The 19165-nt window shown below is 67.9% G+C and carries 15 protein-coding genes; 12 read left to right on the top strand and 3 right to left on the bottom strand.

What is annotated here, in order from left to right; genetic code table 11:
• Window positions 1–5: 5 nt before the first annotated feature.
• The 8 genes from B9Y64_RS05425 (at window position 6) to B9Y64_RS05390 (ending at window position 9257) form a co-directional block, all read left to right on the top strand.
• Window positions 6–1202, top strand: coding sequence for a hypothetical protein (locus tag B9Y64_RS05425; protein WP_100439780.1), 1197 nt, complete (start codon window positions 6–8; stop codon window positions 1200–1202).
• Complete coding sequence (locus tag B9Y64_RS05420; RefSeq protein WP_014035818.1) at window positions 1193–2293, top strand: hypothetical protein; 1101 nt, start codon at window positions 1193–1195, stop codon at window positions 2291–2293. Before B9Y64_RS05425 ends, B9Y64_RS05420 begins: the two co-directional genes overlap by 10 nt.
• An 89-nt stretch (window positions 2294–2382) precedes the next feature.
• Window positions 2383–3069 carry a hypothetical protein gene (locus tag B9Y64_RS05415; protein WP_100439779.1) on the top strand — a complete coding sequence of 229 codons (687 nt, stop codon included), beginning with the start codon at window positions 2383–2385 and terminating at the stop codon, window positions 3067–3069.
• Window positions 3070–3085: 16 nt separating this feature from the next.
• On the top strand, window positions 3086–4735 hold the full coding sequence (locus B9Y64_RS05410; RefSeq protein WP_100439778.1) for a CsgG/HfaB family protein: 1650 nt from the start codon (window positions 3086–3088) through the stop codon (window positions 4733–4735).
• 260 nt (window positions 4736–4995) lie between these two features.
• Window positions 4996–6645 carry a M28 family metallopeptidase gene (locus B9Y64_RS05405; RefSeq protein WP_100439777.1) on the top strand — a complete coding sequence of 550 codons (1650 nt, stop codon included), beginning with the start codon at window positions 4996–4998 and terminating at the stop codon, window positions 6643–6645.
• 212 nt (window positions 6646–6857) lie between these two features.
• Complete coding sequence (locus tag B9Y64_RS05400; protein ID WP_100439776.1) at window positions 6858–8117, top strand: sensor histidine kinase; 1260 nt, start codon at window positions 6858–6860, stop codon at window positions 8115–8117.
• Window positions 8107–8877, top strand: coding sequence for a LytR/AlgR family response regulator transcription factor (locus B9Y64_RS05395; RefSeq protein WP_075675481.1), 771 nt, complete (start codon window positions 8107–8109; stop codon window positions 8875–8877). Before B9Y64_RS05400 ends, B9Y64_RS05395 begins: the two co-directional genes overlap by 11 nt.
• 35 nt (window positions 8878–8912) lie before the next feature.
• Window positions 8913–9257 (top strand): hypothetical protein, encoded by a 345-nt coding sequence (locus B9Y64_RS05390; RefSeq protein ID WP_100439775.1) that lies wholly within the window; start codon window positions 8913–8915, stop codon window positions 9255–9257.
• A gap of 39 nt (window positions 9258–9296) precedes the next feature.
• Here B9Y64_RS05390 and B9Y64_RS05385 read toward each other — a convergent pair whose 3' ends face one another.
• Entirely contained in the window at window positions 9297–9911 is a 615-nt protein-coding gene (locus B9Y64_RS05385; protein ID WP_014035825.1) for a hypothetical protein, read from the bottom strand.
• Between the two features lie 309 nt (window positions 9912–10220).
• Between B9Y64_RS05385 and B9Y64_RS05380 the strand changes: the two genes are divergently transcribed.
• A complete protein-coding gene (locus tag B9Y64_RS05380; RefSeq protein ID WP_100439774.1) occupies window positions 10221–11150 on the top strand; it encodes an oxygenase MpaB family protein in 930 nt (309 codons plus the stop codon).
• A gap of 292 nt (window positions 11151–11442) precedes the next feature.
• Here the strand turns inward: B9Y64_RS05380 and B9Y64_RS05375 are convergent, their stop codons facing one another.
• Window positions 11443–13554: a M13 family metallopeptidase gene (locus B9Y64_RS05375; RefSeq protein ID WP_100439773.1), complete on the bottom strand. Its 2112-nt coding sequence runs from the start codon at window positions 13552–13554 to the stop codon at window positions 11443–11445.
• A 176-nt stretch (window positions 13555–13730) separates the two neighbouring features.
• Here B9Y64_RS05375 and B9Y64_RS05370 point away from each other — a divergent pair, with 176 nt between their 5' ends.
• Complete coding sequence (locus B9Y64_RS05370; protein WP_100439772.1) at window positions 13731–16793, top strand: bifunctional diguanylate cyclase/phosphodiesterase; 3063 nt, start codon at window positions 13731–13733, stop codon at window positions 16791–16793.
• Between the two features lie 90 nt (window positions 16794–16883).
• Here B9Y64_RS05370 and B9Y64_RS05365 read toward each other — a convergent pair whose 3' ends face one another.
• Window positions 16884–17765: a LysR family transcriptional regulator gene (locus B9Y64_RS05365; RefSeq protein ID WP_100439771.1), complete on the bottom strand. Its 882-nt coding sequence runs from the start codon at window positions 17763–17765 to the stop codon at window positions 16884–16886.
• A 96-nt stretch (window positions 17766–17861) separates the two neighbouring features.
• Between B9Y64_RS05365 and B9Y64_RS05360 the strand changes: the two genes are divergently transcribed.
• Both B9Y64_RS05360 and B9Y64_RS05355 read left to right on the top strand, forming a co-directional pair.
• Complete coding sequence (locus B9Y64_RS05360; protein ID WP_100439770.1) at window positions 17862–18272, top strand: DoxX family protein; 411 nt, start codon at window positions 17862–17864, stop codon at window positions 18270–18272.
• A gap of 31 nt (window positions 18273–18303) precedes the next feature.
• On the top strand, window positions 18304–19092 hold the full coding sequence (locus B9Y64_RS05355) for a dioxygenase family protein (RefSeq protein WP_100439769.1): 789 nt from the start codon (window positions 18304–18306) through the stop codon (window positions 19090–19092).
• Window positions 19093–19165: the final 73 nt, after the last annotated feature.

The following is a 19165-nucleotide window of genomic DNA, read 5'->3' as shown; positions in this document are numbered from 1 at the left end:
GTTGGATGTATTCAAGGATGAAGAGCGCATCGCGCGCTTTTGCGCGCCTGCTTGCCTGTGCCCTGTGCCTGGCCGTATGGCCGATGGCCGTGCAGGCAGCAGACAAATCACAGCAGGCCTATTGGGCCGGTTTTGCCTATACCGCTGACGCCGCCGCCGTGCAGGCGACCACGCCGCATGCGCATGCGGTGCTGGAGCGGCGTGGCCTGGTCCCGTTGAACCAGGTACTGGCGCAGTCGCTCAAGCGCCGCGCACCAGCCCATCTGGAGCTGATCGACCAGCCGGTGGCGATGCTCGACGGCACCACCAGCGCCACCGTACTGGCCGCTGCACTGGACCGCGAACTGGTCTCGGTCGAGCCGATCGGTGGCCAGTACAAGGTGCTGGTGGAAGTTGCGCTGCAGGCGCTGTTCTTCGACTTCCGCGAGCGCCAGGTGATTGCCTCCTATCCGCTCACCCTGCAGCGTATCGACGTGCAGGATTACCGTCCTGACAACGACGATATCGACGCGATCGTCGCCGACCTGCTGTACGGCGGCGCCGATACCAGCCTGTCGCAGGTACTCGCGGGCAGCCTGGCACAGGCCAGGCTGCCCGACGCCGCCGTGCGCCGCCTGCAGGTGGGCGGGGTGACCCTGTCCGACGCGGTGCGCGCCAAGCTGCCCGACCCGAAGTGGGAAGCGCCGCTGCGCGCCACCCTGGCCCATGAGCTGTCCAAGACGCTGTCGTCCAACACCGGCGTCGGCCTGCTGCCGCCGGCCTCGGGCCAGGCGATCGGCGGTGCGATGGCCGCCCGCTTTGCCGACGGCAAGGTCTACCAGCTGAAGATTCCCGAACCCGACTACGTCATCAACCTGCAGGTCGATGCACTGAAGAACGGCGTGATCGAGGAAACCCCGGCGATGAAGACGATGCTGTTCGGCGCCTTCTTCACCGCCAGGGTGACCGAACCGTTCTCGGGCAAGGTCTATTTCGAACAGCCGCTGCGCAAGGGTGCCACCAAGGTGGTGCCGGTCACGCAGTGGCAGGTTGACCAGTGGTCGGCCAGCTACGAAACCCTGCTGGCCGGCTTCGACGCCTTCGCCGGCGCCGCTGCCAAGCGTGCCGATTCGCGCGCCTGGCTGGACGAACAGAAGCCGGGCGGCCGCCCGTTGCAGCAGCAGACCCAAGCCCTCCAGGAGTTGATCAAGTCATGTCGTTGATGCGTACCATCCTGCTTATCCTCATTGCGCTGGTGGTGGCCTCGCCGGTCGCAGCACAGACCGCGAGTTCGCGTGGTACCGGCTCGGCCAGCTACGGCCTGCGCCTGAGTGCCGACACCCGCGCCCAGGCCCTGAACAAGGCCAAGGTCAATGCACTTGAGGCGTACATCGCCGAAACCGGTGCGGCCAAGCTGCGCCTGTTCGAAGCGCGCCGCGCCGAGTTCATCGGCGAGATCGACCGCTACGTGCTCAGCGCGGTGCAGCTGTCGGACACCGAAGACAAGAAGGCCAAGACCTACAGCGTCACCGTCCGCGCCGAGATCAACACCACCCTGCTGCAGACCAAGCTGGATGCGGGTTCGGCCGTTGCCGGCGCCACCGCCGCGCAGCGCTCGCTGCTGACGTTCCTGTTCATGGCACGCTCGCAGGACACCGTGCAGTCGTTCCAGGACAAGGAATACCGTCGCGTCGACGCCAGCAGCAGCTACAGCGAGAACACCCGTGAAGGCGACAGCTTCCGCGGCAACTCGGTCAGCACCAACGGCAGCATCAACCAGAACGGCTCGGTGTCGGTCACCAGTGGCGGCAGCACCACCGCACGTGCCGACAACATCACCTGGAAGGTGGCCAACGCCGCCGAGGTCAACACCGCGATGACCGGTGCCTTCAGTGCCGCCGGCTACGAAGTGGTTGAAGCCGAATACGTGGAAGGCGAGTCGCGCGGCCTGCTCAGCATCGAGCGCATCCGCAAGGACTTCAGCACCGGCAACGACCTGGCCCCGGCCACGCTGCGTGACACCGCCAACGGCATCCGTGCGGCCAACATTCCGTACATCGCCGTCGGCACCCTCGACGTCGGCATGCGCGACCGCGATCCGGCCAGTGGCAACACCCGCGTGTTCGTCACCGTCACCGGCAAGGTGCTGGACGTGACCGGTCGTTTCCCGCGCACGGTGTCGTCGGTCGGCCCGGTGCAGTTCTCCGGCACCGGTCCGAATGAAACCGTGGCACGTACCAATGCCCTGCAGCTGGCTGCCGAGAAGGCTGCCCAGCAGATGATCAACGAACTGAACGTCAAGGCGGTCCGCTGATCCCTGGCCGTTCCCGCCGGGCATGGCCCGGCGCCACCCCCGTGTTTCCACGTGCCGCACCGCGGCCGTCTCTCCCAAAGGACTCTCACATGATCCGCAATACCGCTCTTGTCCTGGCCATCGCGGCCGCCACCCTGTCGATGCCGGCCCATGCAGGCCTGGGCAAGCTGAAGGACCTGACGGGTGCCTCCAGCAGCACCTCCAGCAGCACTTCCAGCGCCGCTGCCCCGAACGAAGCCGCGCAGGAAGCGCTGGTGCGCCGTTTCGTCAGCTCGCAGTCGAACTCGCTGCAGGCCCAGACCTCGTTCGCCCGTGCCTTCGGCCTGGCCGAGCAGGTGCAGCTGCTGGAAGCCGAGCGCCAGGCGCTGTCGTCGGGTTCGGTCAGCGTCGATGCGATGAAGAAGTCGGTGTCGGTCAGCGAAGCCGCCCAGGCCGCGATCGACGAGCGCCAGGCCGCGCAGCCGGAGCTGAACGCTGAATCCAAGCAGCACTACGCCGAAGGCCTGGTCTCGCTGCTGTCCTCGGCGGCCGAAGCGCAGAAGCTGGGTGGCGAAGCCAGCAACTTCACCGCCGGCATGAAGAACCTGGGCGCGACCCAGATGGCCACCGTCGGCCGCAAGCTGGCCGCCGGTGCATGGGTGGCCAAGGAATCGCCGGGCTTCATCCAGGGCCTGTACGGTTCGACCAAGTCGGCCGTCACCTTCGCCAAGAAGAGCAAGGTGAAGGTGCCGTCCAACGCCGACTCGATGCTGGGCCAGCTGGACAAGATGAACTGATCCGAGGCGAATCCCCATGCGTACGACCTCCCGTTTGATCGGCCTGGGCCTGGCCACGGTGCTGCTTGCAGCCTGTGGCAAGCAGGACACCCCGGCTGCCGATGCGCCCACACCCGCCAAGGACAAGGCAACCAGTGCACTGGCCAGCAATGCGCCAGTGGAAGCAGCGCCGCTGCGTGGCACGCCGGATTTCGGCGGCACCACCCAGGTTGCGCGCGAGGCCGACGGCATCGGCAGCACCCCGGAACTGGCGGTGCTGGCGGCACTGCAGTCGGCGGTGGCGCAGGTCAATGGCGTACGCGTGGCCAGCCAGATGCAGAGCCTGCGTGCAGGCCTGCATGTGGATGTGGATGACGAACACGTCGGCGATATCCGCGCCGACGCGTTCACCCAGCAGATGATCGCCGGCTCGCAGGGCGCGGTGCTGGGCTATGAAATCCTGTCGCAGGACGAAGTGCGGCAGCTGGACGAAGAAACCATCGCCCGCGTGCGCGCCAGCGATGAAGGCTGGAGCTTCAAGGGCTCGGCGTCTGCCAGCGCCTCCGGCGAAGCCACGGCCAAGGGCGCGGGTGGCTCTGCCAGCGTCAAGGAAAGCTACGACGAGAAGGTCAGCGTCGATGCCAAGCGTGGCGCAAGCTCGTTCGATTCCGACGTGACCCATCGCAGCATGCGCAGCTACTGGAAGGTGCGCGTGCGTGCGCAGATCGCCCAGTACCGCGCTCCGGACGAGCAGGGCAAGCCGAAGATCGTGGTCGCGTTGCCGCGCACCAAGGCTGGCAGCTATGCCGTCGGCGATGGCCGCGTCAGTGCCGATGACGTGGCCGACGCGATCCGCGCGCGCCTGTCCGATACGCTGACCCAGACCCAGCGCTTCATCGTGCTGGACCGCGAGTTCGGCGACGAACTGCAGGCCGAGATCGACCACATCAACAGTGGCAACGTGCGCCTGCAGGACACCGCGCGCGTTGGCCAGCAGCTGGCGACCGACCTGATCCTGATCCCGACCATCGAGCGTTTCGAGTATCCGCGCAGCGTGCGCAACCTGCGCATGTCCGACCGCCAGGTGACCTCCTACTCTGGTGGCGGCCGCATCACCCTGCGCCTGATCAACGCCACCACCGGCCAGGTGGTGATGTCCGACAGCTTCGACCACCAGCTGGCCTCGACCGGCCCCAGCACCCTGCCGCGCGTGGTCAACGGCCGCAACATGGCCGCGGCGATGATGGAGTCGCTGTCCGGCCAGATCGGTACCACCATCGTCACCACGCTGTTCCCCGTGTCGGTGGTTTCGGTGGACGGTGACCAGGTGGTGCTGAGCCAGGGCGGTGACACCGTGCAGGCCGGCCAGCGCTGGCAGGCCGTGCGCCTGGGCGAGGAACTGAAAGACCCGCAGACCGGCCGTTCGCTGGGCCGCAGCGAACATCCGTGCTGCACCATCCGCATCGACCGCGTCGCTGCGCAGACCTCCTACGGCACCATCGAAGACGGCGTCGACGCGATGCGTGGGGGCTTCCGTCCGGGCCAGATCGAACTGCGCCAGAAGCTGGGCAGCAAGCCGGCTGCGGCGGCTGCCGGTGCGACGGCCTCGGCCGCTCCCGCCGCCCGCCCGGCCGCCAAGCCGAAGCCCAAGCCTGCTGCCGCCCCGGCCGAAGACCCGAACTGGTAATACGCTCAAGCAATACATGGATGGGGTCAGAGACCTTTCCCGCAGGGAAGGGGATCTGACCCCTTCTTGTTTCCGTCCGTGTCGACCAAGGTCGACACCTACCAAGAGGGGCGTGTCGACCAAGGTCGACACCTACCCACCCCGCCATCCCACGGAGTGTCAGCATCTGCTGTTGCTGTTGCCCTGGCTTCGGCGGGTGCAGGGCGCAGCCCTGCCGAATCCCATTACACTCCAGAAGGATTTCCCTGCTGGAGAGAGCAATGAAACGAGTGGTACTGGGCGTGCTGGCCCTGTCGGTGTCGAGCGCACTGATGGCGGCCACCCCGAAATTCGATGGCGCGCGGATCTCCGCCGACGTCAAGGAACTGGCGTCCGACGCCTACGAAGGCCGTTCGCCGGCCACCGCCGGCGAAGAGAAGACCATCGCCTACCTCAGCAAGCAGTTCGCCGACGCCGGCCTGCAGCCCGGCGGTGACCTCAAGGACGGCAAGCGCCTGTGGACCCAGGCCGTGCCGCTGCGCAAGGGTGACATCGTTGGCGCACCGCAGCTGGCGCTGCACCAGGGTGGCAAGACCGTTGCGCTGGAGCAGGGCAAGCAGATCGCCGTGCGCGCCGCCATGAACGGCGCCAGCAACGTCGACATCAGCAAGGCGCCGCTGGTGTTCCTCGGCTACGGCGTGAAGGCCCCGGAGCGCAACTGGGACGACTTCAAGGGCGTGGACCTGAAGGGCAAGATCGCCGTCGTGCTGATCAACGACCCGGACTTCGAAACCGGCCAGGGCGATTTCGACGGCAAGGGCATGACCTATTACGGCCGTTGGACCTACAAGTACGAGGAAGGCGCCCGCCAGGGTGCGCTGGGCGTGCTGATCGTGCACGAGACCGCACCGGCATCGTACGGCTGGGCCACCGTGGCCGGCTCCAACACCAACACCATGTTCGATGTGGTGCGCGACAACCCGGCAGAAAGCCACCCGCTGCTGGAAGGCTGGATCCAGCGCGACCTGGCGGTGGAGCTGTTCCGCTCGGCCGGGCAGGACTTCGAGGCGCTGAAGAAAAAGGCGCAGCAGCGCGACTTCACCCCGGTGCCGCTGACCGGCGCCAGCCTGGACGCGAAGTACGCGGTGAAGACCGAGGTGATCACCTCGCACAACGTGGCCGCACGCCTGGAAGGCAGCCGCCACCCGGACGAGACGATCATCTACAGCGCGCACTGGGACCACATCGGCGTGGGTGAGCCGGACGCGCGTGGCGACCGCATCTTCAACGGCGCGCTGGACAACGCCAGTGGTACCGCCTCGCTGATCGAGCTGGCGCGTGGCTTCGCCAAGGAAAAGCGCCCGCAGCGTTCGCTGCTGTTCCTGGCGGTCACCGCCGAGGAAAAGGGCCTGCTGGGTTCGGAGTACTACGCCACCCATCCGCTGTATCCGCTGGAAAAGACCGTGGCGGTGATCAACATGGACGGCATGGCGCCGTTCGGCCCGTCGCGTGACTTCGGCATCTACGGTGCCGCGCGCTTCGAGCTGCTGGACCAGCTGAAGGATGTGGCCAAGGGCTGGGATATCCGCTACACGCCGGACCCGAAACCGGAAGCGGGCCTGTTCTTCCGCTCCGATCACTTCCCGTTCGCCAAGCGTGGCGTGCCGGCGCTGTCCTGGTCGGCCGGCCAGGACTGGGTGGATGGTGGCGTGGCCGCAGGCAAGAAGGCCTCCGAGGACTACACCGCCAAGCGCTATCACCAGCAGGGCGATGAGTGGCAGCCGGACTGGGTGTTCGCCGGTGCTGCCCGCGACCTGGAAGTGCTGTACACGCTGGGCAACCAGCTGGCCAACTCGCGCAGCTGGCCGAACTGGAGCAAGGACGAGTCGTTCCGCGCCGTGCGTGACGCCAGCGCCGACCAGCGCAAGTAAGGGAATGCGCCGGGTTCGCCCGGCGCCTCCCGGGTAGTGCCGGCCGCTGGCCGGCACCCCTGTGATGCTTGCCGGGGTATCGGGGAGCCGGTCAGCGGCCGGCACGACCAGAACCGATTCCATCCCCGCTTTCCGGCCCTTCGTCGCAGCCCGCTTGTTTGCCCGGCGGGCCGCCCTATGCTCGGCTCACCCCCTTCCTCCAAGGCGCCGCCGTGTTCGCCAGCCTCTCTCTCCTGATCCGTCACTTGCTGGCCTGGGCCGCCGCGCTGGTTGTAGCCGGCATGGTCTGGAGCGGCATCTTCAGCGGCATGAACGATGGCCCGGGCTGGGTCTTCGGCCTGCTGGCGATGTTCCTGATGATCTCCGCGCTGGGCAGCGCGATCACCCATATACGACGGGTCTGGCTGGTCGCTGGCCGGCTCGATTCGACCACGCTGTCCGGGCGCCAGCGCCGCCAGGTGGAACTGCCGATGGATGCCGGCCAGGCCTACGCCGTGGTGGAAGCGGCGATCGCGGAGTTGCCGCGTGTCGAGGATGTGGAAAGCTCGGCCGGCAGCCTGCAGGTGCGCGCCTATGTTCGCCGGGTCGACCTCTGGAATGGTCGCCAGCCGTCGCGCTGGAACCTGCCGGCGCGGCTGGCGATCAAGCGCAACAGCGTGCTGGCCACGGTCACGCCGGGGCAGGGCACCAGCACCGTTACCCTGCTGTTCGAACCCGATGCCGGCTGGTGGGCCGACCTGCTGGCGCTGGACGAGGGCAGCAACTACGAGAACGCCGAGGCGGTCACCCGTGCGATCAGCCGCCGCGTTGCCGACCAGCGCCGTGACGAACAGGCCGCGGCCGAACAGACCCAGGTGGAAAAGGAACTGTCGGTGGCGCGCCTGAACCTGCTGCATGCGCAGGTGGAACCGCACTTCCTCTACAACACGCTGGCCAACGCGCAGGTACTGACCCGCACCGATCCGGCGCGTGCCGAGCAGATGCTCGGCCACCTCATCCAGTACCTGCGCAGCTCGTTGCCGCAGGTGGACGAATCGGTATCGACACTGGGTGTGGAGCTGGATCGCACCCGCGCCTACCTGGAAATCCTGCGCATCCGCATGGGTGCACGCCTGGCGGTGGAAGTGCAGGTCCCCAACGAGCTGCATGGCGTGCACCTGCCGGCGATGGCACTGCAGACGCTGGTGGAAAACGCGATCAAGCACGGCCTGGAACCCAAGCCCGGCGGTGGCACGATCTGGATCCTGGCGCGCGGTTTCGATGACCATGTGACGGTGACCGTGGCCGACGATGGGCTCGGCTTCGGCCAGGGCACCAGCGGTACCGGCATCGGCCTGAAGAACCTGCGCGAGCGCCTGCGCCTGACCTGCGGTGAGCAGGCCGGCGTGGCGATCGTCGCCAACTTCCCCAGCGGCGTGGCCGCGACCATGACCCTGCCGCAGTCGCACAAGGAGCGCAGCCATGCCGCTTGAAGCCCTGATCGCCGAAGATGAGGAACTGCTGCGGCAGTCACTGGTGGAGCAGCTGGGCCGGCTGTGGCCGGACCTCAAGCTGGTGGCCGAGTGCGAGGACGGTGCCAGCGCACTGGAGCAGCTGGCCGAGAAGCAGCCGGACATCGCCTTTCTCGACATCCGCATGCCCGGCATCAGCGGCATCGAGGTCGCGCGCTCGCTGTCCGAACTGAGCCCGCGCACCCAGGTGGTGTTCGTCACCGCCTACGACCAGTACGCCATCGACGCGTTCGAGCAGGGCGCGATGGATTACCTGTTGAAGCCGGTCAGCGACGAGCGCCTGCTGGCCACCCGCGAGCGCATCCTGTCGCGGCTGCCATCGACGCGACAGGACGATGCCGTGCTGGAGCGCCTGCTGCAGCGGCTGGGCCCATCGCAGGGCGCAGCGGAGCGCCCACCACTGGCCTGGATCACCGCCAGCAACGGCCGCGAGACGCAGCTGATCATGCTGGAAGACGTGGCGTACTTCCGCGCCGACAACAAGTACACCACCGTGGTCACCGCCGCCGGCGAAAGCCTGCTGCGCACCCCGTTGCGCGAACTGCTGGAAGTGCTCGATCCGCAGCACTTCCGCCAGATCCATCGTTCGACCATCGTCAACATGAAGGCGGTGGCGGCGGTGAGCCGCGACGACACCGGGCGTGGCGTGCTGCGCCTGCGCGGGCGCACGGAGACGCTGGTGGTCAGCCAGCCGTTCATGAGCCTGTTCCGCGGCATGTAGCCGCAGCAGCATCGCCCCTGTTCCGAGGAACGAACATGCCCCGACTGTTGATTGTATGCGTCGCCATGCTGGCGCTGGCCGGCTGCGAAAAATCCCGCAACACCTCGATCACCCGCACCCAGGCCAACGGCGTGGATACGCTGTACAGCAAGGGCACCGTCGTCGATGGCGAGGCACGCTTCCAGTGCATTGCCAGCCGCAGTGGCTACTGCCACTACCTGGTGCTCGATCCGGCCTGCAGCCCCGATGCCACCTGCGCCACACCGCCGCTGCGCCGGTTCGCGGTGGCAGCAGGCAGGACCGAGGCCATGCGTGGCCTGCCCAACGGCTTCCGCCAGTGCGTCAGCCAGGACCCGATAGAACAATGCCACCGTGAGTGATCACGGTGGCATTGTGGGTCCCCCCGCTTCCCTGAAGGGTCAGTAGGCAGGCTGCAGCGTCAGATCGTGATGATGCTCGGTCTCGCCCACATGGTTGAGGCGGCCGACCAGTTCGGAGTGCTGCTTCATCCGCCCGATCTCGGTCATGATGCGGATGTCCTCGTGGCGCAGTTCGCGCTTGGCGGTGACCGCCTGCTTGTAGTCCAGCACTTCCGGGTAGTGCTCGGCCAGGTCCAGCGCCTCGGCCACGTGCTCGACGCTGTCAGCCTTGGAGCTGATGCGCGCGCGGCTGTTGAAGGCCTTCATCCAGCGCTCGAAACCGGCAGTGCGGTCGAACATGTTGGCCATGAACCAGATCACGAACAGGATCGAGATCCAGGAGCCGAACACCACGACCACGCGGGTGAAGGTGATGTGGTAATCGTCGCGCCACAGGTAGTTGGTGATCAGGCCGAGGATCAGCAGCGAGGCCGCCTGCCAGCCGACGATCGAGGCGATCAGCCACTGGCACTTGGCCTGGGCCAGCACAGCCACTTCATCGCGGATCTGCTGCTCGCTGAGGCTGCGCCAGTGCGCGACCTGTTTTTCGAACGGGCTGCTGTAGAGCTCGTTGTCGCGAAGCAGTAGTCCCAAACCCTTGAACAAAGCAATCATGGCTGGCTCCTTGTGGAACGTGCGTCGATCAGCGTTGGACGGTGTGGCGGGTTCAGTTCTAGCACTTCCAGCGAGCCGTGCAATGGGCGCAACGCCAAGCGGCGTAAGGGTTTTGTCTGAACGGGTGAATTCTGCTGCGCCGCAGCATTGGAGTCGCAGCCTGCGACAGGATGTCGCAGGGTGAAACGTGCTGCGGCCGCACATGAAACCGTGGCTGAGTGCGGAGACTCGCCGCCGGACCCGTGATCGCCCAGAATCGGGGGCGACCGCGCAACCTGCGGCCGTTCTTCCGCCTTTCCTGGACCTGTGATGCCGGCTCTGCTGCAGCGACTCTCCCGCCCCGTCACCGCGCCGATCCGGCGCTGGGTACTGGAGGCCTTTCCGCGTGGCCAGAGCGGCATCGATTACGACCATCCGCAGGGCGACCCGGGCTGGTTCGGCCCGGACAGCGTCACCTGGCGGCTGCACGCCGAATTCCCCTCGATGCTGGCCGGTGGCCTGTGCGCGCTGATGCTGCAGACGCTGCACCCACGCGCGCTGGCCGGGGTCTACGACCACTCCAATTTCCGCCAGGACCTGGTGGGTCGCCTGCGCCGCACCACGGCCTTCGTTGCCGGCACCAGCTATGCGCCCACCGGCGAGGTGGAGGCGCTGGTGGCCAGGGTGCGCCGCATCCATGCGCAGATCCGCGGGCAGACCGCGCAGGGCGAGCCCTACGCCGCCGACGATCCGCAGCTGCTGACCTGGGTGCACGTGACCGAAGCGTTCGGGTTCCTGCAGGGGTTTCGTCGTTACGGGCGCGAGGTACCGGCGCACATCGCCGATCGCTATTACGACGAGTACCGCTGCGTGGCCGAGGCACTGGGCGCGGTGGACGTGCCGCGCAGCGAAGCGGAAGTGGCGGCGTACTTCTGTGCGCGGCAGCCGGAGCTGCGTGTGGATGAGCGCTCGCGCGAGGTGCTGGAAGTGCTGTCCGGCGTGCGCCTGCCGGTACCGGTGCCGGGGCTGTCGCGCGAAGTGTTCCTGGGTGCGGGCGCGGCACTGCTGCCGGACTGGGCCGAAGGCATGCTTGAACGCAGTGGCCGCCAGCGCGCACAGGCCGCAGCATCGGCGAAGCTGATGCAGGGCATGGCGCCGCTGTTCCGCCGCGCGCTGCCCGATGGCCTGGCCAGCCGCGCCTGTGCGCGCATGGGCGTGCCGGTGGAGATCCTTCGCGACTGGCCCGCCGCGCGTGGGTAGATGCCAACCTTGGTTGGCACGCTTCTGCGCGAGTGGCCCGAAATGCCCTGGTAGGTGCCAACCTTGGTTGGCACGCTTCTGCGCGAGTAGCCCGAAATGCCCTGGTAGGTGCCAACCTTGGTTGGCACGTTTCTGCGCGAGTAGCCCGAAATGCCCTGGTAGATGCCAACCTTGGTTGGCACGCTTCTGCGCGCTGCCTCATCCACGCACGGGGATTCCAGAAGCACGCCAACCCAGGTTGGCAGCTACCGGAACGTGAAACGGGCGCCTTGCGGCGCCCGTTCCGGTTACATCACCACACCTTGACCCGCTTGTCCGGGGCCAGGTAAAGCTTCTGGCCTTCCTTCACTTCGAACGCCGGGTACCACGCGTCGATGTTGCGCACGGTCAGTGCGCGGAACTGGCCCGGTGCATGCACATCGGTCAGCAGCGAGTTGCGCAGCGCCTGCTCGCGGCTCTTGCTGCGCCACGCCTGGGCGAAGCCGAGGAAGAAGCGCTGGTCCGGGGTGAAGCCTTCCAGGGTCTGGCCCGGCTTGCCCTGCAGCGACAGCTGGTAGGCGTCGTAGGCGGTGCCCAGGCCGGCCACGTCGGCGATGTTCTCGCCCAGGGTGAGCTTGCCGTTCACATGCACGCCGGGGAACGGCTCGTAGCTGCTGAACTGCGCGGCCAGTGCATCACCGGCGGCATTGAACTGCTTCAGGTCCTCGGCGGTCCACCAGTTGTGCAGCTTGCCGGTTTCGTCGAACAGCGCGCCGGCGTTGTCGAAGCCGTGGCTGATCTCGTGGCCGATCACCGCGCCGATCGCACCGTAGTTCACCGCGTCGTCGGCAGCACCGTCGAAGAACGGCGGCTGCAGGATCGCGGCCGGGAACACCAGGCGGTTTTCCAGCGGCACGTTCATCGCGTTGATGGTCTGCGGCAGCATCGCCCACTCGCTGTGGTCGACCGGCTTGCCCAGCTTGGCGATGTTGCGCTGGTACTCGAACAGCTCGGCGCGCTGTGCATTGCCCAGCGGGTCATCACGGCGGATTTCAAGGCCGGTGTAGTCGCGCCACTTCTCCGGATAACCCATGCCCACGGTCAGGCCGGTGACCTTGGCCTTGGCATGCGCCTTGGTCTGCGGCGACATCCACGACAGCGCGTCGATGCGCTTGGCGAACGCGGCGATGATGTTCTTCGCCATCTCGTCCGCGCGTTCCTTGGTCTTGGCGTCGAAGTGCTTCTCGACATAACGCTTGCCGATGGCTTCGCCGACCGCATGGTTGGCATCGTCCACCGCGCGCTTCCAGCGGTCGCTCTGCTGCGGCGTGCCGCTCAGCGCGGTGCCATGGAAGGCGAAGCGGGCATCGGCGAACTTCTTCGGCAGGTAGGCGGCGGCACGGTCCAGCGCGTGGAAGGCCAGGTAGTCCTTCCAGGCGTCCAGCGGCTCGGTGGCGACCAGCTTGGACAGGCCGGCCACGGCCTTGGGCTGCCATACGATGAAGTCCTGCTGGTTGCCCAGTGCGGCCGCATCGAGGAAGGCATTCCAGTCCATGCCCGGTGCCTTGGCATTGAAGTCGGCCTGGGTCCAGGGGTTGGCACCCTTGGTCACGTCGTTGGTTTCTTCCTGGGTGGCATGTGCCTGCGCGATCTTCGTCTCCAGCGCGAGGATGCGCTGCGCCTTGCCGGCCGGGTCGGCCACGCCGGCCAGCTGCAGCATCTGCGCGATGTAGGCCTGGTACTGCTTGCGCAGTTCGGCCATGCGGCCATCGCCCAGGTAGAAATCACGGTCGGGCATGCCCAGGCCGCCCTGCACCAGGTAAGGCGCGGTGCGGTCCGGCTGCAGCATGTCCACCGACACCCACAGGCCGAACAGGCGGTCGGTGTAGAAGTTGGTGGCATTGAGCAGGTCGACGTCGGCGCGCACGTCGCCGCCGAGGGCACGGGCCAGCCCGGCCTTGTCGGCGATCGCATCGATGGCCTTCAGCTGCGGCTGCACCGGCGCGAGGCCGTGCTGTTCGATGCCGGCTTCGTCCATGTAGGCGGCGTAGTAATCGCCGATCAGCTTGTCGTCACCGCTGGCCTGGCTGTTGCCGGCCGCCCCTTCCAGGATGGCGCGGGTATCGGCCAGGGTCTTCTCGGCAATCACATTGAAGCTGCCGAAGCGCGAGCGGTCGGCCGGAATCTCGGTGTTCTTCACCCAGGTGCCGTTGGCGAAGCCGAAGAAGTCATCGCCTGCGGCGATGCTGCGGTCCATGCCGCTGGCATCGAAGCCGAAACTGCCCAGCATCGGCTTTGCCGCAACGGGGGCGGCATCGGCCGGCGCGGTGGCACCGGCGGCCGGGTCGGCCGGGCGGTCACAGGCGGCCAGGGACAGGCTGGCAACGATGGCCAGCGCCAGGGTGGGACGGCGCAGCTTGGACATGGGCTTCTCTTGCAGCGGAAAACACCAAGTCTAATCCGCCCCGGCGCCACTGGCCGCCCTCGTGTGGCGTCCGCCCTGTGCAGGATCTGGCTGAACGCGCAGACGCGATCTTCACGCCGTCACCGGGGTGGTGCATGCTGGAACCTGGAGCCCTGCGCGGACACGGGGAGGTGGCCATGCAGGACGGGGTCAGGCGTCAAGAATGGCGTCCGCCGGCCGTTGAGGTCGGGGACGTGGAGGATTCGTTCGCGCATGAAGCCAGCCGACTGCACAAGGGAGATCAACCGATGCCCGCGCTGAAACGGGCGTTGGCCCGGCCGCTGCGCGCCATCACCTGGGGCGGTGTGCTGCTGGGCGTACTGCTGGTGACCGGCCTGACCCTCATGCTGGTCAATGACCACCACCGCCGCCTGGAAGCGGCGCAGCGGCAGAGCCGCGCGCTGGCGGTGGGCAGCGAGCGCCTGCTGGCGCTGGAACTGCGCAACCTGGAGCGGGCCATGTCCGGCATCGCCGCCGACGCCGCCGAGGTGTTCCGCACAGTGCCGGCACAGGCGCCTGCCCTGCTGGATGCCTCCATCGGCGGCGTGCTGCGGCGGCATGCCGAGCTGCACAGCATCGTCGTGCTCGACAGCTATGGGCGACCGCTGACGGCCGGCACCGGCGACCTGCAGCTGCCGCTGTGGACCGATCCGCAGCGCCGTGGCCCGGGCAGTGCGCTGTACATCGGCCCGCCGCAGCGGGCCAGCGATGGCGGCTGGGTGGTCCCGCTGGCGCTGCCGATGGCCGGTGAACGCTGGCTGCTGGCGCGGCTGCGCTGCGGTGAACTGCAACGCATCGCCGGCGGCCTCGATGTCGGCCCCAACGGCCTGGTCTCGATCAGCGATGCCGAGGGCTACATGCTGGCCCGCGTACCCGATCCGCACGGCACGGTGGGCCGCCGCTACGACCTGCCGCGCCGTGACCTGCTCGGCAAGCAGGCGGTGGTCGAGCTGGGCAGCCTGCCCGGCGCCGTCGACGGCGTGCCGCGCATCATCACCATCAGCACACTGGAACGCAGCCCGCTTGCAGTGCAGGTCGGGTTGGCCGACGAGGACGTACTGGCGCCCTGGTGGCCGTACCTGCAGGCGTCGGTGGCGATCGTACTGGCCTACATCGTGGTGTTGCTGGTGCTGCTGTACGCCGTGCGCCGCAGCACCCGCAGCCAGCAGGCGATGGCCGAGGAGCTGAAAGCCGGCCATGCCGAGCTGCGTCTTGCGCACCAGGTCGGTCGTGTCTGCACCTGGTACGTGGATGAGGACGCCGCGCTGCTGCGCTGGTCGCCGCTGGCGCGCGAGATCTTTGGCGTGCAGACCGATGCGTTGCCGGTCGCCGACTTCTTTACACGCGTGCATCGCGATGATGCGACGCGCCTGCAGCAGGCGTTTGACCAGGCCTTCGCCGGCAGCGCCGTGCTCGACCAGGTGTTCCGCCTGGTGCTGCCCGGGGGCGAGGTGCGCTGGGTGGGCGCGCGCGGTCAGCGCGTGGAAGTGGGCGACAGCGAGCGGCGCATGATCGGTGCACTGACCGACCTGAGCGAGCGCTACCAGGCGCGCGAGCAGGTGAGCGAAGTGGAACGCCGCTTCCGCCTGCTGTTCGACCGCAACCCGGCGCCGTTCTGGGTGTTCGACCCGGATACGCTGCGCTTCATCGAGGTCAACGATGCCGCGGTGCGCCAGTACGGCTACAGCCGCGACGAGTTCCTGGCGATGAGCATCCTGGACATCCGTCCGCGCGAAGGCTGGGATGAGGTGAAGGGTGCGATCGCCAAGGCCCGCGTCGGCGAGCTGCAGGACGCCACCGTGCGCCTGCATCGGCGCAAGGACGGCAGCGTGTTCGAAGTGCGCGCACACCTGTCCAGGCTTGATTTCGACGGGCAGCCCGCGTGCCTGGTGCTGGCCGAGGATGTCAGCGAACGGCTGGCCTACGAGCGTGACCTGGCCTACCAGGCACGGCACAACCCGGCTACCGGCCTGCTCAATGTGCGCGCCCTGACCGAGCAGCTGGACGAACTGGACGAGGGCTACACCATCGCCTTCGTGCAGCTGCGCGGTCTGCAGCTGGTGGCCGATACGCTGGGTCGCGAGATCGGCGATGCGGTGCTGCAGTCGATGGCGACCCGGCTGGGTGGCCTGGGCGCGCGCTGTGGCACGCTGGCGTTCCAGCCGGCGGAGGATTTCGTGTTCGCCATCGGTGCCGAGCACGACACCCAGCGCGTGCTGGACGACCTGCTGCAGATCGTGTCGGCGCCGATGCGCGGCAAGGATTCACTGCACCAGTTCGAGCCGCGCATCGGCGTGGCCGTGCACAGTGCCGGTGACGGCCACAGTGCCGAGCAGGTGATCGGCATGGCGGCGCAGGCCGCGCATGCCGCGCGCGCCGAAGGCAATGTGGTGGTCTGGTTCGATGCGGCGGTGACCACGCGCCTGGCCGACCGCCTGCGCCTGGCCGGGCGCATCCATGCCGCCATCGACAACGAATTCCAGCTGTACTTCCAGCCGATCCGGCATGCCAGCGATGGCAGCCCGGCGGCGTTGGAGGCGCTGCTGCGCTGGCCGCAGGCCGACGGCAGCTTCATCCCGCCCAACGAGTTCATCCAGCTGTGCGAGGAGACCGGGCTGATCCTGGCGCTGGGCCGCTGGGTGATCCGCGCGGCGGCGAAGGCGCAGCGCCGGCTGGTCGAAGCCGGGTGGGGCGAGCTGCCGATCGCGGTCAACGTGTCTGCGGTGCAGTTCTTCAACAGCGACCTGGTGGCCGAGTTCACCCGTGCGCAGCAGGACTTCGGCCTGGCCCGCGGCGCGCTGCACGTGGAGCTGACCGAGAGCAGCCTGATGCGCAAGCCGGCACAGGCGATGCAGACCATGCAGCGCCTGCACGAGCAGGGCATCAGCGTGTCGCTGGATGATTTCGGCACCGGCTACTCCAGCATGTCCTACCTGCAGCACCTGCCGCTGGACATCCTGAAGATCGACCGCAGCTTCGTTGCCGACGTGGAAACCAATCCACGCAATGCCTCGATCTGCCGCGCGCTGCTGTCGTTGGGCCACAGCATGGGCCTGACCATCATCGCCGAGGGCGTGGAAACGCCGGGGCAGCTGGACTGGCTGGCTGCGCACGGCTGTGACCAGGTGCAGGGCTACCTGCTGGGGCGGCCGGCGCCGCTGGAACAGATCATCGACGCGTTGGATGAAGTCCCTGCCTGAGCGGTAGTGCCGGCCGCTGGCCGGCAATCGGGCGCATTCCGGCCATGGGCGGATGCCGGCCAGCGGCCGGCACTACCGGCGGACGCGCCCTTACACCCCGGTTTCCACCAGGTGGTCGATGAAACTGCGCACCTTCGGTGCCAGGTGGCTGCGGCTGGTATAGACCGCGAAGATCCCGATCGGCGAGGCCTCCCATTCCGGCAGCACGCGCACCAGGCGGCCATCGGCCAGCGCGTCTTCCAGCAGGAAGTCGGGCTGCAGGATCACGCCCATGCCGGCGATCGCCGCTTCGCGCAGCACATCGCCGTTGTTGGCGTGCAGCAGGCTGCTCACCGCTACCTTCACCTCTCCTGCGGGCCCCTGCAGTGGCCAATGGCTGCCTGCGGCCCAGTAGCTGTAGCTCAGGCAGGCGTGCGCCTGCAGCTCCTGCGGTGTCTGTGGCGTACCGCGTGCGGCCAGGTAGGCCGGCGCGGCGCACAGGCTCACCCGCGATTCGCCCAGGCGGCGCGCGATCAGGGTGGGGCCAGGCTCGCGGGTGATGCGGATGGCCACGTCGTAGCCTTCCTCGACCATGTCCACCAGGCGGTCGGACAGGGCCAGGTCCAGTTCCACCTGCGGGAAGCGTTCGCGGTAGCTGGCCAGCAGCGGGCCGAGACGGGCGATGCCCCAGCTGACCGGTGCGTTGATGCGCAGCGTGCCCGAGGGCTCCAGCGCCTGCGCGCCGATGCTGGCCTCCAGCGCGTCGAACTCGGCCAGCAGGCGCACGCATTGGGCGTAGTAGGCGGCACCGGTGCTGGTCGGGCTGACCCGCCGTGTGGTGCGGTGGAGGAGGCGGGTGGACAAGCGCTTCTCCAGCGCGGCGACCTGGCGGGTGACGCCGGCAGTGGACATGTCCAGGGCCTGGGCGGCGGCGCTGAAGCCATTGCGCTCGACCACCGCCACGAACACGCGCATCGCTTCGAGAGTGTCCATTGTTGCGCCTTTTGAAATAAATACGGTCAATCGATCGTATTTATCGGCCCGTGAAGGCGCAATAACCTGTGTCCACTCCCTTCAAGGTGCTCCGCCATGCACGCAACGACCGCTCCTGTTTCACCGCTGGCCCCGTACGGCGCCACTCTGCTGCGCCTGGCCCTGGGCGTGCTGTTCCTGGCCCATGCGCTGGTCAAGCTGCTGGTCTTCACCCCGGCCGGTACGGCGGCGTTCTTCGAGTCGCTGGGCCTGCCCGGCGTGCTCGGCTACCTCACCATCGGCGTCGAGCTGTTGATCACCGCTGCGCTGCTGCTGGGCGTCTATGCGCGCTGGGTGGGCCTGATCGGCGTGCCGCTGCTGCTGGGCACCATCGTCACCGTGCACGGCGCCAACGGCTTCGGTTTTGCCAATGCTGGCGGCGGCTGGGAATACCCGGCGTTCTGGGCGCTGGCGCTGGTGGTGCTGTTCCTGGTCGGCGATGGCAAGTGGACCCTGCGTTCGCGCTGATCGCCGCCCGACCCTGCAACTGGAGAATTCCATGTCCCGCCTGCCTTCGCTGTACATCTCCCATGGTTCGCCGATGACCGCCCTGCATCCGGGCCAGGTCGGCGTGCGCCTGGCCGAGCTGGCGCGCGACCTGCCGGCGCCGCGCGCCATCGTGATGGCCTCGGCGCACTGGCTGGGCCGGCAGCCGCTGGTCGGCGCGCATCCACAACCGCCCACCCTCCACGACTTCGGCGGCTTCCCGCGCGCACTGTTCGAACTGCAGTACCCGGCGCCGGGTGATCCGGCGCTGGCCGAAGAGGTGGCCGGCCGCATCGCCGCTGCCGGCCTGCCGGTGGCACTCGACCCGCAGCGTGGCCTCGATCATGGCGCGTGGGTGCCGCTGCGGCTGCTGCGCCCGCAGGCCGACATCCCGGTGGTACCGGTGTCGATCCAGCCGCTGCTGGGCCCCGCGCACCAGTTCGCGCTGGGCCGCGCGCTGGCGCCGCTGCGCGAGCAGGGCGTGCTGCTGGTCGGCTCGGGCAGCATCACCCACAACCTGCACGACTGGGGCGATTACCAGGACGGCAAGGAAGCGCCGTACGTGCGGCCCTTCATCGAGTGGGTGGAGCAGCGCCTGGCCGCCGATGACCGCCAGGCCCTGCTCGATTACCGCCGGCAGGCGCCGTTCGCCGAACGCGCGCACCCCACCGACGAGCACCTGCTGCCGCTGTTCTTCGCGATGGGCGCGGCCGGGGAGGACCGCTTCGGTGCACGCCGCATCGACGCCGGTATCGATGCAGGCTTCCTCGCCATGGATCTGTACCGCTTCGACGGGGCATGAGCCGGGGCTGACGCGCGGCGGCTCCGGCCGCCGCGGTCATGGCCGCATGTGGTAGTTTTTTCCGGGTTTCCGG

It is taken from the genome of Stenotrophomonas maltophilia, from assembly GCF_002799245.1.
Lineage (GTDB): Bacteria > Pseudomonadota > Gammaproteobacteria > Xanthomonadales > Xanthomonadaceae > Stenotrophomonas > Stenotrophomonas maltophilia_S.
This window is presented reverse-complemented; position numbering and strand designations above follow the sequence as displayed.

Coding starts and splice junctions, on each gene's coding strand:
- B9Y64_RS05385 (WP_014035825.1), bottom strand. CDS start 9,911: ATGATTGCTTTGTTCAAGGGTTTGGGACTACTGCTTCGCGACAACGAG.
- B9Y64_RS05355 (WP_100439769.1), top strand. CDS start 18,304: ATGTCCCGCCTGCCTTCGCTGTACATCTCCCATGGTTCGCCGATGACC.
- B9Y64_RS05405 (WP_100439777.1), top strand. CDS start 4,996: ATGAAACGAGTGGTACTGGGCGTGCTGGCCCTGTCGGTGTCGAGCGCA.
- B9Y64_RS05395 (WP_075675481.1), top strand. CDS start 8,107: ATGCCGCTTGAAGCCCTGATCGCCGAAGATGAGGAACTGCTGCGGCAG.
- B9Y64_RS05390 (WP_100439775.1), top strand. CDS start 8,913: ATGCCCCGACTGTTGATTGTATGCGTCGCCATGCTGGCGCTGGCCGGC.
- B9Y64_RS05420 (WP_014035818.1), top strand. CDS start 1,193: ATGTCGTTGATGCGTACCATCCTGCTTATCCTCATTGCGCTGGTGGTG.
- B9Y64_RS05365 (WP_100439771.1), bottom strand. CDS start 17,765: ATGGACACTCTCGAAGCGATGCGCGTGTTCGTGGCGGTGGTCGAGCGC.
- B9Y64_RS05375 (WP_100439773.1), bottom strand. CDS start 13,554: ATGTCCAAGCTGCGCCGTCCCACCCTGGCGCTGGCCATCGTTGCCAGC.
- B9Y64_RS05425 (WP_100439780.1), top strand. CDS start 6: ATGTATTCAAGGATGAAGAGCGCATCGCGCGCTTTTGCGCGCCTGCTT.
- B9Y64_RS05415 (WP_100439779.1), top strand. CDS start 2,383: ATGATCCGCAATACCGCTCTTGTCCTGGCCATCGCGGCCGCCACCCTG.
- B9Y64_RS05370 (WP_100439772.1), top strand. CDS start 13,731: ATGCAGGACGGGGTCAGGCGTCAAGAATGGCGTCCGCCGGCCGTTGAG.
- B9Y64_RS05410 (WP_100439778.1), top strand. CDS start 3,086: ATGCGTACGACCTCCCGTTTGATCGGCCTGGGCCTGGCCACGGTGCTG.
- B9Y64_RS05360 (WP_100439770.1), top strand. CDS start 17,862: ATGCACGCAACGACCGCTCCTGTTTCACCGCTGGCCCCGTACGGCGCC.
- B9Y64_RS05380 (WP_100439774.1), top strand. CDS start 10,221: ATGCCGGCTCTGCTGCAGCGACTCTCCCGCCCCGTCACCGCGCCGATC.